Here is a 15,386-nt window from a genome sequence, read left to right on the forward strand (position 1 = left end):
AGGACCGCCGGATGGGGACCCGCGCGGCTGGGGTCACCTGCCTGAGTGCTCCCCCGCGACTCCCCGAAAACCTGCTGTCACCCCGGCGGAGGACGACGAGGGGCGCAGATCACGTCGGCGACGGCGTCGGGACGCGGTCGCGCAGCGTGTCCAGTGCGCGGTGCATCCCGACCGTCACCGCACCGAGGGCGAAGAACCCCTCGTCGTCGGCGACGTCGGAGGTGCGCAGCAGCGTGGTCAGCCGCTGGAGCGCAGCCTCGGCCGCCTCGATGGCCGCCTCCCGGTGGTCCCGGTCGCCCTCCTGCTCCCGGGTCGGGTACGGGTTGCAGACGACGCCGGCCAGCGAGTCGAGCGCGTCGGCGAGCACCCAGCCGGTGCCGCCGTCGATCCGGTCGATCCCCCGGCGGTGCGGCTGGAACTCGACCACCAGGCTGGTGAGGTCGTCGACGAGCACGGCGACGCGGTCCAGCGCGCGCGACTGCTCCCGGATCCGCTCGGCGGCGCGCACCCACTTCCGGGCCCGTGGGTTGGCCCGCCGGGCGCGCTCCACCACGTTCTCCGCCGAGCGCATGCGGTCCAGGGCCGCCGCCAGCTCCTTGCCCCGACCCTCCCACTCCCCCGGGGAGGGCACCTCGCCGTTGCGGAGCCCGTCGGCCATGCCGCCGAGGTGCCGGGCGAGCAGACCCCGCGCGTCAGCGATCCGCCGCTCGGCGACGGTCAGCTGCAGTGGCGGGAAGAGGACGGTGGTGACCAGGACGCCGATCGCCGCACCCAGCAGCGTGAGACCCGCGTAGTTGACGGCGTACGCGGCGGGGTCGGTCGAGCCGACGGTGAACATGAGGACCGCGGCGAAGCTCACCCAGCTGGCGTGCTCGCGGAGCACCCGCCACTGCTCGACGACGACCGCCAGCCCGACGACGAGCGCGATGGTGGCGGCGGCCGGGACGGCGATCGTCGCCTCGTGGACCACCACGGCGAGCGTGAAGCCGAGCAGGATCGCGAGCACCGTCCGCCACGCCGCCGACGCCGAGTCCGCGACCGTGGGGTGCACCGCGATCACTGCGCCGAGCGCTGCGTAGTAGGCGTACTGCGACATGGGAGCGGGCAGCAGCACGGCCGCCTGCCAGGCCAGCCCCGCGGCGAGCGCCGCCCGAACCGCCCGCTGCACCCAGGGTTCACGGAGCAACTCTCGAGTGCGGTTCACCTCTCCAGGATGGCCACCGCGCCCCGGGCGCCGTCCACCGGCCGGGGAGATCTCACATCAGGCGGCCGGTACCGGCTGCTCGGAGCGGGCCGGCACCGGCCGTCCCTGGCGCCCGCCGCGCGTCACCGAGCGGTCCTCCGCGGAGCCGTACAGCAGGCCCTCGTACGCCTTCACCCCCGCGACGAGGACGATGCTGACCACCACCAGCAGTGCCCACGAGCCGAACTTGGCGACGTGCACCAGCGTCCACACCGACTCCTGGTCGGGGTACTGCCAGGCGCGCAGGAGGGTGGCGGCGTTCTCGGCGATCCAGAGGAAGAACCCGATGAGCACGAAGGAGAGTGCGAGCGGCATCGCGTAGCGCCGCTCCCCCACGGTGAAGTGCACCCAGGTGCGCCAGGTGACCGCGAGCAGCGCCACCGCCAGCGGGGCCCGCAGGTCCCAGGTGACGTGGTGGGTGAAGAAGTTGAGGTAGACCAGCGCGGCCACGGCGGCGGTGCTGCGGACGCGGTAGTTGGTGATCCGCAGGTCGAAGCGGCGCCACGCCTGGCACACGTAGCTGCCGACGGCGGCGTACATGAACCCGCTGTAGAGCGGCACGCCACCGACCGTCGCCCAGCCGGTGTCGGGATAGGACCACGATCCCTGCCGCACCTTGTAGAGCTCCAGCGCCAGCCCGACGAGGTGGAACCCGAAGATGACGGCGACCTCGCGGCTGGTCTCCCAGCGGGTCAGCCAGAGCACGAGCGTGACCCCGAGGGACCAGCCCAGCAGGGCGTCGGCCGGGTCGATCGGCAGCTCCACCACGCGGACCAGCGCCAGCCCGGCGAAGAAGAGGACGGCGAACAGACAGGACTGCGCCTCGACCCAGGCGAACCGGAGCAGCTGCTTCATCGCCGGAAGGCTAGGTCAGGCAACGGCGCCGCGGTCGTTGCGCCACGGCGGCGTGCGACGCTCACCGGAGCATGGCCTCCGCGCGCAGAACCGCAGCCGCCGAACCGAAGAGACCGGGCAGGCCGCCGGTGTGCAGGAACACCGTCCGCTCGCCAGGCCGCACGTCGCCGGCCTCGACCGCGGCCACCAGGCCGGCCATCGCGCGACCGGTGTAGACGGGGTCGAGGACGACGCCCTCGGTCCGGGCCGTGGTGGCGAGGGCGGCGACGACCGGCTCCGGCAGCGTGGCGTAGCCCCCGCCCACCTGATCCAGCCGCAGCCTGAGGCCATGGGGATCGCAGTCGGCTCCGGTCAGCTCCACCACCAGGTCCGCGACGGTGCGCGCGGGATCGGCGACCGCGCCGACGTGCACGCCCAGCACACGGTCGTCACCGAGGCCGGCGACGAGGCCGGCCATGGTGCCGCCGGAGCCGGCGGCGGTGACGACGGTCCGCAGGTCGGGCGCCTGGGCCAGCAGCTCGTCGGCGCACTCCCGGTAGCCGCGAGCGCCGAGGGCGCTGGAGCCGCCGAAGGGGACGAGCGCGGGCCGGCGCCCGTCCCGGACGAGGTCGGCGACGACCTGGTCGGCGGCGTCGGCCATGCCCGCGTTGTCGGTGTCGCCGGCCCACACGACGCGGGCGCCCAGCAGCCCGTCGAGCGCCAGGTTGCCCGACGAGCCCCTCCCCGCTTCGCCCTTCAGCACGAGGACGACGTCGAGGCCGAGCCGGGCGCCGGCGGCGGCGGTGAGCCGGGCGTGGTTGCTCTGCGCCGCGCCGGTGGTGACCAGGACGTCGGCGTCGTCCTCGAGCGCGGCGCCGACGATCCACTCGAGCTTGCGCACCTTGTTGCCGCCGCCGCCCAGGCCGACGAGGTCGTCGCGCTTGAGCCAGAGGTCGTCCGCCTCCAGCCCGATGGCACGGGCCAGGCGGGGAGCCGGCTCCAGCGGTGTCGGCCAGCTGGCCAGCCGCACCTGGCGCGCGTCTGAGGTCATGCGGAGATCGTGGCACCACCTGCGAACGCGCCGGTGCCCCGGCCCCACGCGAGGTGGGACCGGGGCACCGGTGTCGAACGGGGCTAGCTGATGATCAGCTGCAGCCGCTGGTGGAGCCGCAGCCCTCGCAGACGTAGCAGCTGCCGGCCGGGCGCATCTTCGTGCCGCAGGTCATGCACAGCGGCGCGTCGGTGGCGGTGCCGGTGACCAGCTCGAGCAGCTCGGCCGAGGAGTGGGCCTCCTTGACCGACTTCGGGCCCTCGGGGTTGACCTGGGTCTCGACCTTGGCGGTCTCGATCGGCGCGGAGCCACGCAGCTGCTCCAGGTCGACCTCCTCCTCCTGCACGGTGGCGGTCGAGGCCGAGGAGCCGTAGCTGCCGGCGACCTGGGCGGCCCGCTCCTCGGCGGTGAAGATGCCGAGGCCGGCCCGCTTCTCGACGGGCAGGTGGTCCAGCGCCAGGCGACGGAAGATGTAGTCCATCACCGACTGGGCGATCCGGATGTCCGGGTCGTCGGTCATGCCGGCCGGCTCGAAGCGCATGTTGGTGAACTTGGAGATGTAGGTCTCCAGCGGCACACCGTGCTGCAGCGCCAGGGAGATGCCGATCGAGAAGGCGTCCATCACACCGGCCAGGGTCGACCCCTGCTTGCCGAGCTTGAGGAAGACCTCACCGAGGCTGCCGTCCTCGTACATGCCGGCGGTCATGTAGCCCTCGGCACCGGCGACGCTGAACGAGGTGGTGACGCTCGTCCGCTTCTTCGGCAGCCGCTTGCGCACCGGGTGCGACAGCGCGGTCGGAGCGGTCTCCTCCACCTTCGCCTCGGCCTTCTTGGCCTTGGCGTCGGAGAGCGGCTGACCGACCTTGCAGTTGTCGCGGTAGATCGCGAGGGCCTTGAGGCCCATCTTCCAGCCCTGGAAGTAGATGTTCTCGACGTCCTCGACGGTCGCCGTCTCCGGCATGTTGACCGTCTTGCTGATCGCGCCGGAGATGAAGGGCTGGACCGCCGCCATCATGCGGACGTGCCCCATCGGGGAGATGGCCCGCTCGCCCATGGCGCAGTCGAAGACCTCGTAGTGCTCCGGCCGCAGGGTCGGGGCGTCCACGACGTGACCGTGCTCGGCGATGTACTCGACGATCGCCTCGATCTGCTCCTCCTGGTAGCCCAGGCTGCGCAGCGCCCGCGGCACCGTCTGGTTGACGATCTGCATGGAGCCGCCGCCGACCAGCTTCTTGAACTTGACCAGCGAGAAGTCCGGCTCGATGCCGGTCGTGTCGCAGTCCATCATGAAGCCGATGGTCCCGGTGGGGGCCAGCACCGAGGCCTGCGCGTTGCGCCAGCCGTTCTCGGCGCCGATCTCCAGGCACTCCTGCCACTGAGCGGTGGCGGCCTTGAGCACGTCGGCGTCGTCGGCGCCGACCGGGCGGATCGCGTCGTTGGCCGCGGCGTGCTTGCGCATGACCCGGGCGTGGGCGTCGGCGTTGCGGGCGAAGCCATCGTAGGCGCCGACGATGCCGGCCAGCTCGGCCGAGCGCCGGTAGGCGGTGCCGGTCATCAGCGAGGTGATGGCCGCGGCCAGGGTCTGGCCACCGCGGGAGTCGTAGGCGTGGCCGGTCGCCATGAGCAGCGCGCCCAGGTTGGCGTAGCCGATGCCCAGCTGGCGGTAGGCCCGGGTCGTCTCGCCGATCGGCTCGGTCGGGAAGTCGGCGAAGCAGATCGAGATGTCCATCGCGGTGATGACCAGCTCGACAGCCTTCACGAAGTTCTTCGAGTCGAAGGTGCCGTCGTCCTTGAGGAACTTCATGAGGTTCAGCGACGCCAGGTTGCACGAGCTGTTGTCCAGGCTCATGTACTCCGAGCACGGGTTGGACGCGTTGATCCGGCCGGTCTCGGGGTTGGTGTGCCAGTCGTTGATCGTGTCGTCGTACTGGATGCCCGGGTCGGCGCACTCCCACGCGGCCTGGGTGACCTTGCGGAACAGGTTCTTGGCGTCGACGGTCTCGATGACCGACCCGTCGATGCGGGCGCGCAGACCGAAGTCGGTGCCCTCCTCCACCGCGCGCATGAACTCGTCGGAGACGCGGACGGAGTTGTTGGCGTTCTGGTACTGGACGCTGGTGATGTCCTTGCCACCGAGGTCCATGTCGTAGCCGGCGTCGCGCAGCGCGCGGATCTTGTCCTCCTCGCGCGCCTTGGTCTCGATGAACTCCTCGATGTCGGGGTGGTCGATGTCGAGGACGACCATCTTGGCCGCGCGACGGGTGGCGCCACCGGACTTGATGGTCCCGGCGGACGCGTCGGCACCGCGCATGAAGGAGACCGGGCCGGAGGCGGTGCCACCGGAGGAGAGCAGCTCCTTGGAGGAGCGGATGCGGGAGAGGTTCAGGCCGGCACCGGAGCCGCCCTTGAAGATCAGGCCCTCCTCGCGGTACCAGTTGAGGATCGAGTCCATCTCGTCGTCGACGGCGAGGATGAAGCAGGCGCTGACCTGCTGGGGAGCGCTCGTGCCGACGTTGAACCAGACGGGGCTGTTGAAGCTGAAGTACTGGTGCAGCAGCATCCAGGTGAGCTCGTGCTCGAAGATCTCGGCGTCGCCCTCGGTGGCGAAGTAGCCGTGCTCGCGACCGGCCTCGGTGTAGGTGAGCACGACGCGGTCGATCAACTGGCGCAGGCTCGTCTCGCGCTGCGGGGTGCCGACGGCACCGCGGAAGTACTTCGTGGTGACGATGTTGGTGGCGTTGATGCTCCACTCGGCGGGGAACTCCACACCGCGCTGCTCGAAGTTGATCGAGCCGTCGCGCCAGTTGGTCATGACGACGTCACGGCGCTCCCAGGTCACCTCGTCGTACGGGTGCACACCGGCGGTGGTGAAGACGCGCTTGATCTTGAGGCCCTTGCGGCTGGGCGCCTTGCCTGCGCGGCGGGTGCGGCTCGCCAAGCGGTCGTCGGTCTCGGTCATGGTGTGGAGCTCTCCCTGGTCGTGTGTCGCGTGGTGCTTCGCGGGGCTGCGCGGTGGTGCTGCGCGGTGGCGGATCGGGGGCTGGGGAAGAGCCGCGATCGGTAACTGCTCGAACTGCTGTCTATCGGCCGGCACTGACAGTTCTCAGCCGCCGGACGGGACGGGGTCCCGGGGAGCCGGTGGCGCGGGCTCGGCCGGGGACGGTGCGGTCTGCCGGGCCCTCAGCTCGGCGATCTCCCGCTCGAAGTCCGCCACCGAGGTGAAGGACCGGTAGACGCTGGCGAACCGGAGGTAGGCCACCTCGTCGAGCTCGCGGAGCGGGCCCAGGATCGCCAGACCCACCTCGTGGCTGGGGACCTCCGCCGCGCCGCTGGCGCGGATGGCGTCCTCCACCTGCTGGGCGAGGAGCTTGAGCTGGTCCTCGTCGACCGGGCGGCCCTGGCAGGCCCGCCGGACGCCGGCAACCACCTTGCTGCGGTTGAAGGGCTCGCTGACGCCGTTGCGCTTGACGACGGCGAGCACCGCCTCCTCGACGGTGGTGAACCGCCGCCCGCACTTCGGGCAGTTGCGACGGCGCCGGGTGGTGGCGCCCTCGTCGGCCTCGCGGGAGTCGATGACCCGGCTGTCGGGGTTGTGGCAGAACGGGCAACGCACGGTGGTTCACCTCCCTCCCCGGTCGCGGACCCGGGGCCCCCGACCGACCCGCCACCGGAGTCCTGTGGACCCTCCTGGGGACATCCGGTGGATGCGCCGGGGAGAACCTGAGGATCGGCCTGTGGACGGGCTTACAACTCTGGAACTACTAGATGTAGGGGAACCCTAGGCCGGGCTCCACAAGATGTGCAAGTGATCGTTTCCTCGGCGTGTTCCGCCCTGACACGTCCGTGTGCAGCCGGAACACCGGTCCCCACGAGTCACACGACACGCCGGAGCGACGCGCCGGAACAGCCGGGGTCGCCGCTGCCGCCGGTCCTGATCACGACGGCGAACGCACCGACGGCGCCGGTCCCCTCGAGAGGGAACCGACGCCGTCGGCGGCCGTGCGGGACGGCGGAACGTCAGTGCGCCATCAGCCGCGGACGGCGGGGCTGGGCAACCTGGTCGCTCAGCCGCATGGGGCGGGTGAGGAGCTCGTCAGCCGGTCCACGCCACGTCGCGGTGTCCGACACGGACTCCTCGGCGGGGGCGGGACGGGCGGCCGGGACCGACCATGCGGAGGTCGCCAGGAGGTCCTCCCGACGCTGGCGCGAGGACGGCGCCGGCTCGTCGACGATCGCCTGGAAGAGCTCGGTGTCGGCGTCGCGGTGCCGGCCGGCATGCGGGTCGGTCGACGGCGCACGGTGCCGCCCCGGGGCGGGAACGGGCACCGCGGCGGCGGGGGCGGGCTGCACGTGGGCGTCCTCGGGGGCGCGTCGCCGACCGCCGGTGCGGACCGGGGCAGCCTCGGCCACTGCGTGGTCCCGGGCCAGGGGCAGGCTCGCCGTTCTCTCGGCGTCGGCCCGCCGGCGCCGGGGCGCCTCTGCGGGGCGACCGCCGAACTCCTGCACCGGGCGCGGCGCGGAGGGCGGCTCGGGCAGCCGGAGGGTGCTCAGATCGGTCCAACCGGTCGCCTGGACACCCTCGACCACGGCGCGCACCCGCACCTGACAGGCACCGCTCGCGTCGTGCCGCCAGCCGAGGAGTTCACCCGGCCACCACGCACCGGACTCGTACACCTCGACGGCCTGGGGCTGGTTGGTGAACACCGCATCGCGGTTCTCCATGACGCTCGACACACGAGGACCGTATGTCGCTGACCAGCACAGAAGGTGAATGTCCAGGCACAGAGGGTTGACGAAGTCGGTCCTCACGGTTGTGAATCTCTTGCCGTGGCGGACACCCCACCGGTGCCGGATTCGCCGCTCGACCTCCCGGGTCAGGGGAGCGAGAGCACCTGCCCCGGCTCGATCTCGCCCCCCTGCAGCCCGTTCAGCTCCACGATGCGGTCGACCACCTCGCGCACGTCGCCGTCGCCGGCCACCGCCTGCGCGATGCCCCACAGCGTGTCGCCGCGCTCGACCACGACGCTGCTCGTGCCCATCAGCGCCAGCCCGTCCTCACCCTCGCCGCCGAGTGCGTCACCCAGCGCCACCAGGCCTACGGCTGCGGCCAGTCCGAGCACCGCGACCAGGCGACGCCCCCGCGCCGTGAGGCGCAGTCGCGCGGGCGGAGCGGAGGCGACGCGGACCCTCGCGACCGGCGTCGGGCGCGGAGAGGCGGTCGCCGCGTAGGCCGCCGGTGGCGGCAGCACGCGCAGATGCCTCGCCCGAGCAGCCCGCGGCGCCACCCTCCCCGCGGGGGCCTCGCCCCCGCCGCCGGGCGCCTCGACCGTCGCTACCGCTTCCCGCGTCATGGCTCTCGTCTCCCACCTGCCGGTATCCCACCGGCCCCGAACACCTGTTCGATCAGAACGTCTGCCGGATGTCTACCGGAAGGCGCCGACAGAAGCGACGGGACACGACCACTTTTCGAACACGTGTTTGAAGTACGGCCGGATCGGCGCTACCGTGCGTGCGACGGACGGACACCGATGTGCTGCGACGCAGCCGCGAGGAGGACACGTGACGGACTCGAGCGGTACTTCCGGCGGTACGCAGGAGGCCGACGCCACGACGGCGTCCGTGCGCACCTTCCCGGACCGCGGCGCCGACGGCGACGGTCTGACCCAGCGGCAGCGGCGGGTGCTCGAGGTCATCCGCGACTCGATCGACCGTCGCGGCTACCCGCCCTCGGTCCGGGAGATCGGCGAGGCAGTGGGCCTCTCCTCGGCCTCGTCCGTCGCCCACCAGCTCTCCGTGCTGCAGAAGAAGGGCTGGTTGCGGCGTGACCCGAACCGCCCCCGCGCCCTGGACGTCCGCCTCCCCGGAGAGGCCGGTCGCGCAGCCGCCCCCACGGTCGAGCCGCCCGTCCTGGGCGAGGGCGAGCAGGCGTCCGCCCCCACCTACGTGCCACTGGTCGGCCGGATCGCCGCCGGTGGTCCGGTGCTCGCCGAGCAGGCGGTCGAGGACGTGTTCCCGCTCCCCCGCGAGCTGGTCGGCGAGGGCACCCTCTTCATGCTCAAGGTCGTCGGTGACTCGATGGTCGAGGCGGCGATCTGCGACGGCGACTGGGTCGTGGTCCGCCAGCAGCCCACCGCCGAGAACGGCGAGATCGTCGCGGCGATGATCGACGGCGAGGCGACGGTCAAGACCTACAAGCGGCGCGACGGGCACGTGTGGCTACTGCCGCACAACCCGGCCTACGAGCCGATCCCGGGCGACGACGCCACCGTCCTGGGTCGCGTCGTCTCGGTGCTGCGCCGGGTCTGACCCCCGGCTTCCGCGGGCGCGTCCGGAGCATCCGGGCGCGCCCGTCTGCCCTCCGGCGTCCGAGGACCGTCAGGGGCGTCGCAGGATCCGGCTGCCGAACCACACCACGACGGTGGCGCCCAGCGCCGCGAACAGTGCGGCCGGCAACGGCGATCCTTCCCCGGTGAGCTCGGCGAGGCCGGGCACGGCGGACGCAACCGCCGTCGTCGGCGCGGCCGTCGCTGCGGTCGGGATCGGGACCACGGTCACCTCGCTCGGCAGCCCCTCGCTCGCCACGACGAGGCTCCGCGAGTCGGCGGCGAAGCTGACCGCCTCGCCCTGCGGGGAGTCGGGCAGCGGGATGCGGGTGGGCGAGCCGGCCAGCGCACCGGCCACGTCCGAGCCGGCCAGTGGCCACACGTAGGCGTCGGTGTAGGTGCGCAGCGCGAGCGCGGACCCGTCCGCGGCCACCGCTCCCCCGGTGATCATGAGCTGGCCGGCCCGGCCGACCGGCCCACCCGGCGTCCCGGTCAGCGTCACGTTGACCGTCGCCACCCGCTCCATCGGCACCGTGCCGCCGTCGGCGAGCGCCGCCGTCGGCCGGTAGACGCCGCTGGAGCCGAGCACCTCCTTGGTCACCAGGTACGGCGTGCCGTCCGGCGCCATGAGGAGGGCCTCGCAGTCGTGCGGGCCGTCGGGATAGGTCATGCGGTACAGCGAGGCGTCGCCGTCCGGGCTCAGGACGTGCAGGGCGACCGTCGTGCGCTCGCCGTTGTTGTCGCCGGTGTCGGCGACCCACACCGTTCCCCCGGGCCCGACCCCCAGGTCCTCGGGGTCGAAGGGGTCCACCGCGGCGGTCTGCACGTCGGACACGCGGCAGGCGCCGTCCAGGCCGTACACCTCGACCCGTGAGCCGCCGTCGTTGAGCGCGAGCATCTGCTCGCCCACCACGACCAGCCCGGAGAGCTCGGGCAGCCGCTCGTCGGTGACCGAGCACCGGACGGTCGGCGCGGGTTCCGCCGGTGCCGCCTCCTCCGCGACAGCCTCCGAGGGCCAGGCAACCGCCCAGGCGAGCGCGGGCACGACGACCAGCCGGCGGCGTACGCCCCGGCTCCGCGGTCCGTCAGTGCGCGTCGACACGCACCCAGCGTGACAGAACGACTGCATCGAGTGCGTGAACCACGCCCAGCAGCACAATCCCGGCGGCCGCCCCGACCACCGCGTCGGTGACCCAGTGGTAGTTCAGCGACACCATGGCCACGCCGGTCCCGATCGGTCCCACGACGCTCAACCACCAGAAGGCCCGCTGCACCGCAGCGGGCAGGCCGTAGTGCACTGCCTGCCACCGCGCCACGCCCCACATGACGACGGCGTTCGCGACGTGCCCGGAGGGGAACGACGCCCCGTCGTCGTGGAAGAAGTAGGAGCCCGGGAAGGCCGGTGCCGTGCGTCCCGTCCCGTGCTTGATCGCGTAGACCCCGGCGGTGAGGACCGCGACCGCGAGGAGCACGCGCAGCAGTGGCAACCACGCGCCCCGACGCCACAGGAGGTAGCCGACCAGTCCGGCGAGCACCACCAGGATCGTGACCCGCCCGCCGAGCTGGGTGACCGACCAGATCAGGGCGTAGGAGCCGGAGTCCCGCAGCCCCCAGTCGCCCACCACCTCGGACACCTGCAGGTCCAGCTGCAGCGTCAGCCCGTCGGCGAGCAGGTCGGCGGTGAGGAGGCTGCCGACCAGCAGCGCCGCGACGACCAGCCACCAGGGCGGCCGACCGACGGAGACCACGGCCGGGGTGCGGCTGACGCCGGCCTCCCGCACGGCACCCCTGGTCACGTCGTCACCGTACCGGCCCGTGACCGGACCGTGATCCGGCCGACCGACGCCCCGCTCAGGCGGCCGGCACCGCGAACTGCGCGAGGGCCGCGGCGAGCGCGCCGTCGACCCGCGCGGTGAGCCGGGTGCCGCCACCCTCGTGCTGCTCGCTGAGCACCTCGCCGTCCCGGTGCACCCGGGCCACCAGGTCGCCGCGCTCGTAGGGCACCAGCACGTCGACGTCCACGTCCGGGTGCGGCAACCGCTCGGCGATGAGCGCGCGCAGCTCCTCGATGCCCAGACCGGTGCGGGCAGAGACCCAGATCGCGCCCGGCAGGGCCTGGCGCAGGGTGAGGATCGACTCCTCGTCCATCGCGTCGACCTTGTTCACCACGATGACCTCGGGCACCGCGGAGGCGTCGATGTCCTGCAGCACCACGTGCACCGCGTTGATCTGGCCCAGCGGGTCCGGGTCCGAGCCGTCGACGACGTGCAGCAGCAGGTCGGCCGCGGCGACCTCCTCCAGCGTGGAGCGGAAGGCGTCGACCAGCTGGTGGGGCAGGTGGCGCACGAAGCCGACGGTGTCGGTGAGCGTGTACTCCCGCCCGTCGGGGCCGGTCGCCCGGCGCACCGTCGGGTCCAGGGTGGCGAACAGCGCGTTCTCCACCAGCACACCGGCGCCGGTCAGCTGGTTGAGCAGGCTGGACTTGCCGGCGTTCGTGTAGCCGGCGATGGCCACGCTGGGCACGGCGTTGCGGCCGCGACTGGAGCGCTGGGTGGCCCGGGCCGTCGCCATGCCGGCGATCTCCCGGCGCAGCTTGCTCACCCGCGACCGGATCCGCCGCCGGTCGGTCTCGATCTTGGTCTCACCGGGGCCGCGGGTACCGATGCCGCCACCGCCGGCCACCCGACCACCGGCCTGCCGGGACATCGACTCACCCCAGCCGCGCAGGCGCGGGAGCATGTACTGCATCTGCGCCAGCTCGACCTGGGCCTTGCCCTCCCGGCTGGTGGCGTGCTGGGCGAAGATGTCGAGGATCAGCGCCGTCCGGTCGACGACCTTGACCTTGAGCACCTTCTCCAGCTGGTTGAGCTGGCCAGGAGTGAGCTCACCGTCGCAGATCACGGTGTCGGCGCCGGTCGCGGCGACGATGTCGCGGATCTCGGCGGCCTTGCCCGAGCCGACGTAGGTGGCCGCGTCGGGCTTGTCCCGCCGCTGGCTCACCGCCTCCAGCACCTCCGAGCCCGCGGTCTCGGCCAGGGCGGCGAGCTCGGCCAGCGAGCGGTCGGCGTCGTCCTGCGAGCCCTCGGTCCAGACGCCGACGAGCACGACGCGCTCGAGGCGCAGCTGCCGGTACTCGACCTCGGTGACGTCGGCGAGCTCGGTGGACAGGCCCGCGACGCGCCGGAGCGCACCACGTGCCTCGAGCGCGTAGGAGCCGGTGGTGTCGTCGGGCTCGGGGCGGTTCGGGAGCCGGGTCGAGGGCTCGGTCGGCTCCTCGAACGGGGTCTGCGGGGCGGTCGTCATCGTGTCCAGCGTGGCACGGTCCTGCGAGGAGGTCACCTGAGTTGTCATCGCCGGGTACAACGCATCGCCCACCCGGCTGCATCCCGGCACGGCGGGACAACCACCGGGATCAGCCGGCGAGCCACTCCGCGCACAGCTCCCCGGCCGCCACCAGCACCGCCGGGCCGGTCAGCACCGTCGTCTCCGGACCCACCTGCACCGAGAGCCGGCCGCCGGGTACGTCGACGACGACGGTGCCCTCGGAACGGTCCGCCGCGACGAGGGCGGCGTAGGCGACGGCGCAGGCCCCGGTACCGCAGGAGCGGGTCTCCCCCACCCCGCGCTCGAAGACCCGCAAGCGCACGTGGGCGCCCGGTTCGAGCACGTTGACCAGCTCGACGTTCACGCCCTCGGGGAACAGCTGCGCGTCGAACCGCGGGGGGGCGGTCAGGTCGAGGGTGTCGACGTCGACGTCGGTGATCGCGGCCAGGTGCGGATTGCCCATGGAGACGGCGAGGCCCTCGAAGGTCCGCCCGTCGAGCTCCGCGCTGCCCCGCCCGAACTCGCGCGCCGGGCCCATGTCCACCCAGTACCCGCCGTCGGGCGCCGTCCCGACCCGACGCGGCCCGCCACGGGTGCCCACCAGCAGCCCACCGTCGCAGGCGGTGCGGTCCACCAGCCCCTCGCTGATCAGCGCGTGCAGGAACAGCCGGATGCCGTTGCCGCACATCTCGGCGTAGGAACCGTCGGCGTTGCGGTGGTCCATGAACCACTCGCAGCGCTCGAGATCCGCGCCCAGCACCGCCGGCGCATCGGGCACGTGCGCGCTGCGGACCAGCCGCAGGACGCCGTCGCCACCGAGCCCGGCGCGGCGCTCGCACAGCCGCCGCACCGTCGCCGCGTCCAGCCGGTCGCCGGGCCACACGGTGCCGTCGGGGTCGGGCAGCACCACGAAGTCGTTCTCGGTGCCGTGCCCGATCAGCACGCGGGGCGAGGAGGTCACGGCTCGATCGTACGGGCGGTGATCACCGCGGCGGCGGCGTCGACCAGGTCGGTGCGGGCGGCGTCGAACCAGGTGGTGCCCGCATCGCGGCGGAACCAGGACCGCTGGCGCCGCACGAACCGGCGGGTGGTGGTGACGGTGCGCTCGCGCGCCTCCTCGGCGGTCAGGGTGCCGTCGAACTGCGCCAGCACCTGCGCGTAGCCGAGCGCCCGGGAGGCGGTCGACCCCTCGCGCAGTCCCTGGGCCTCCAGTGCGGCCACCTCGTCGACGAAGCCGGCCGCCCACATGCGGTCCACCCGCAGCGCCACCCGTTCGTCGAGCTCCCCGGGCTCCCGGTCCAGCCCGATGGTCACGGCCGGGTAGTGCGGGCTGGGCTCGGGCAGCTCGGCACGGAACGGCCCGCCGGTCAGCTCGATCACCTCCAGCGCCCGCACGATCCGCCGTCCGTTGCTGGGCAGCACCGCCGCGCCCGCCGCCGGGTCCAGCTCGGCGAGCCGGGCGTGCAGCCGGTCGGGGCCGACGTCGGCGAGCTCCTGCTCCAGCCGTGCGCGGACCGCCGGGTCCGTACCGGGGAAGTCGAGCTCGTCGAGCACCGCCCGCACGTAGAGCCCGGAGCCGCCGACGAGGAACGGTGTCAGCCCCGCGGCGCGCAGCCGGTCGATCTCGGCGCGGGCGCGCAGCCGGTACTCCGCGACCGACGCCGGCTCGCGGACGTGCCACAGGTCCAGGAGGTGGTGGGGCACCCCGCCACGTTCGCCCTCGTCGGGCTTGGCGGTGCCGATGTCCATGCCCCGGTAGAGCTGCATGGAGTCGGCGTTGACCACTTCCCCGCCCAAGCGGCGGGCCAGCGCGACGGCCAGTGCCGTCTTCCCCGTGGCCGTCGGCCCCACGACGGCGACGACCGGCGGGCTCACGCGACCACCCAGTCGGCCACCAGGTAGCCGACGCCGTAGGGGGCTGCGTCGTGGTGCAGCCGCGCCGTCACGTGCCGTCCGGCGAAGGCCGCCCCCACGGCGCGCCAGGTGGGCACGCCCGCGGCCAGCAGCCGCTCCCCCTCGAGCGCGTCCAGAGCGGCCAGGGCAGCGGCGTCCCCCGCCGCCAGGGCCGCGGCGACGCCGGCGTCGAACGGCGCGGCGGCGTCGTCCAGGTAGCCCGGAGCCTTGAGGGTGCGGCGCGCCGATCCGTCGCCCATCGCCAGGACGCCGACCGGAGAAGGCAGGTCGTGGATCAGCTGCGCCAGGTCCTCCGGCCCCACGCCGACCCGGGTGCCGGCGAACGAGGCCTGGTCCAGCAGCCAGCCGCCGACCGTGTGCGCCGCCGGGAGCCGCGAGCCCCCCGGCCGCACCAGCCCGTCGAAGGGGATCTCCAGGTCGATACCGAATCCGCGCAGGTCACCGCGGTCGCCGTTCCCGAATCGCTCGCCGGGAGCGGCGCCGTCCCCGACGACCACCACCACCTCCGGCGCCACCTCGAGCAGGCCGGTCACCGCCTCGGCGCAGGCGGCACGCAGCGCACGCGTCTCCGGCTCGGCCCGGCCCTCCACCGCGGGCAGCAGCAGCGGCGGGCAGGGGCAGAACGCGACGACGGCGGACGGACGGGCCGGCCGGTTCCCGGGAGGAGAGGTCACCGCAGCAGTGTGTCCGATGCGAC

14 protein-coding genes are annotated in these 15,386 nt (G+C 73.2%); 1 reads left to right on the forward strand and 13 read right to left on the reverse strand.

The features are described 5' to 3' along the window. Positions 1–109: 109 nt before the first annotated feature. From DQ237_RS03850 to DQ237_RS03880, 7 genes are all read right to left on the reverse strand, one after another. Positions 110–1,204, reverse strand: a complete 1,095-nt coding sequence (locus DQ237_RS03850) for an aromatic acid exporter family protein (protein WP_166509470.1) — start codon at positions 1,202–1,204, stop codon at positions 110–112. A gap of 57 nt (positions 1,205–1,261) precedes the next feature. After that, positions 1,262–2,098, reverse strand: coding sequence for a DUF817 domain-containing protein (locus tag DQ237_RS03855; RefSeq protein ID WP_113797206.1), 837 nt, complete (start codon positions 2,096–2,098; stop codon positions 1,262–1,264). Positions 2,099–2,159: 61 nt separating this feature from the next. After that, entirely contained in the window at positions 2,160–3,128 is a 969-nt protein-coding gene (locus DQ237_RS03860; protein ID WP_113797208.1) for a 1-aminocyclopropane-1-carboxylate deaminase/D-cysteine desulfhydrase, read from the reverse strand. 94 nt (positions 3,129–3,222) lie between these two features. Next, positions 3,223–6,087 carry a vitamin B12-dependent ribonucleotide reductase gene (locus DQ237_RS03865; protein ID WP_113797210.1) on the reverse strand — a complete coding sequence of 955 codons (2,865 nt, stop codon included), beginning with the start codon at positions 6,085–6,087 and terminating at the stop codon, positions 3,223–3,225. Between the two features lie 144 nt (positions 6,088–6,231). Next, positions 6,232–6,741, reverse strand: coding sequence for a transcriptional regulator NrdR (nrdR, locus tag DQ237_RS03870; RefSeq protein ID WP_113797212.1), 510 nt, complete (start codon positions 6,739–6,741; stop codon positions 6,232–6,234). A gap of 404 nt (positions 6,742–7,145) precedes the next feature. Then, positions 7,146–7,862 carry a hypothetical protein gene (locus DQ237_RS03875; protein WP_147251735.1) on the reverse strand — a complete coding sequence of 239 codons (717 nt, stop codon included), beginning with the start codon at positions 7,860–7,862 and terminating at the stop codon, positions 7,146–7,148. A gap of 140 nt (positions 7,863–8,002) precedes the next feature. Continuing rightward, the gene (locus tag DQ237_RS03880; protein ID WP_205730051.1) at positions 8,003–8,377 is read right to left on the reverse strand and encodes a LysM peptidoglycan-binding domain-containing protein; all 375 of its coding nucleotides are present in this window, start codon (positions 8,375–8,377) and stop codon (positions 8,003–8,005) included. Between the two features lie 310 nt (positions 8,378–8,687). On the opposite strand from DQ237_RS03880, the gene lexA reads away from it, so the two are divergent. Next, the gene (gene lexA / locus DQ237_RS03885; protein ID WP_113797218.1) at positions 8,688–9,434 is read left to right on the forward strand and encodes a transcriptional repressor LexA; all 747 of its coding nucleotides are present in this window, start codon (positions 8,688–8,690) and stop codon (positions 9,432–9,434) included. A 69-nt stretch (positions 9,435–9,503) separates the two neighbouring features. Here the strand turns inward: lexA and DQ237_RS03890 are convergent, their stop codons facing one another. The 6 genes from DQ237_RS03890 to DQ237_RS03915 form a co-directional block, all read right to left on the reverse strand. Further along, positions 9,504–10,553, reverse strand: a complete 1,050-nt coding sequence (locus DQ237_RS03890) for a hypothetical protein (protein WP_240619371.1) — start codon at positions 10,551–10,553, stop codon at positions 9,504–9,506. Then, positions 10,537–11,247, reverse strand: a complete 711-nt coding sequence (locus tag DQ237_RS03895; protein ID WP_240619372.1) for a phosphatase PAP2 family protein — start codon at positions 11,245–11,247, stop codon at positions 10,537–10,539. The genes DQ237_RS03890 and DQ237_RS03895 overlap by 17 nt, the downstream gene beginning before the upstream one ends. A gap of 55 nt (positions 11,248–11,302) precedes the next feature. Then, complete coding sequence (hflX, locus tag DQ237_RS03900; protein WP_255411517.1) at positions 11,303–12,790, reverse strand: GTPase HflX; 1,488 nt, start codon at positions 12,788–12,790, stop codon at positions 11,303–11,305. 73 nt (positions 12,791–12,863) lie between these two features. Then, on the reverse strand, positions 12,864–13,736 hold the full coding sequence (gene dapF, locus DQ237_RS03905) for a diaminopimelate epimerase (RefSeq protein ID WP_113797222.1): 873 nt from the start codon (positions 13,734–13,736) through the stop codon (positions 12,864–12,866). Further along, positions 13,733–14,650 (reverse strand): tRNA (adenosine(37)-N6)-dimethylallyltransferase MiaA, encoded by a 918-nt coding sequence (gene miaA / locus DQ237_RS03910; RefSeq protein ID WP_205730052.1) that lies wholly within the window; start codon positions 14,648–14,650, stop codon positions 13,733–13,735. The genes dapF and miaA overlap by 4 nt, the downstream gene beginning before the upstream one ends. Beyond that, entirely contained in the window at positions 14,647–15,363 is a 717-nt protein-coding gene (locus DQ237_RS03915) for a hypothetical protein (protein ID WP_113797226.1), read from the reverse strand. The genes miaA and DQ237_RS03915 overlap by 4 nt, the downstream gene beginning before the upstream one ends. Between the last annotated feature and the right edge of the window lie 23 nt (positions 15,364–15,386).

The organism is Blastococcus sp. TF02-8 (assembly GCF_003319175.1).
Taxonomy (GTDB): Bacteria; Actinomycetota; Actinomycetes; order Mycobacteriales; family Geodermatophilaceae; genus Blastococcus.

Excerpts from the sequence above, each read along its gene's own strand:
- DQ237_RS03855 (WP_113797206.1), bottom strand. The coding sequence starts at position 2,098 with ATGAAGCAGCTGCTCCGGTTCGCCTGGGTCGAGGCGCAGTCCTGTCTG.
- DQ237_RS03860 (WP_113797208.1), bottom strand. The coding sequence starts at position 3,128 with ATGACCTCAGACGCGCGCCAGGTGCGGCTGGCCAGCTGGCCGACACCG.
- DQ237_RS03865 (WP_113797210.1), bottom strand. The coding sequence starts at position 6,087 with ATGACCGAGACCGACGACCGCTTGGCGAGCCGCACCCGCCGCGCAGGC.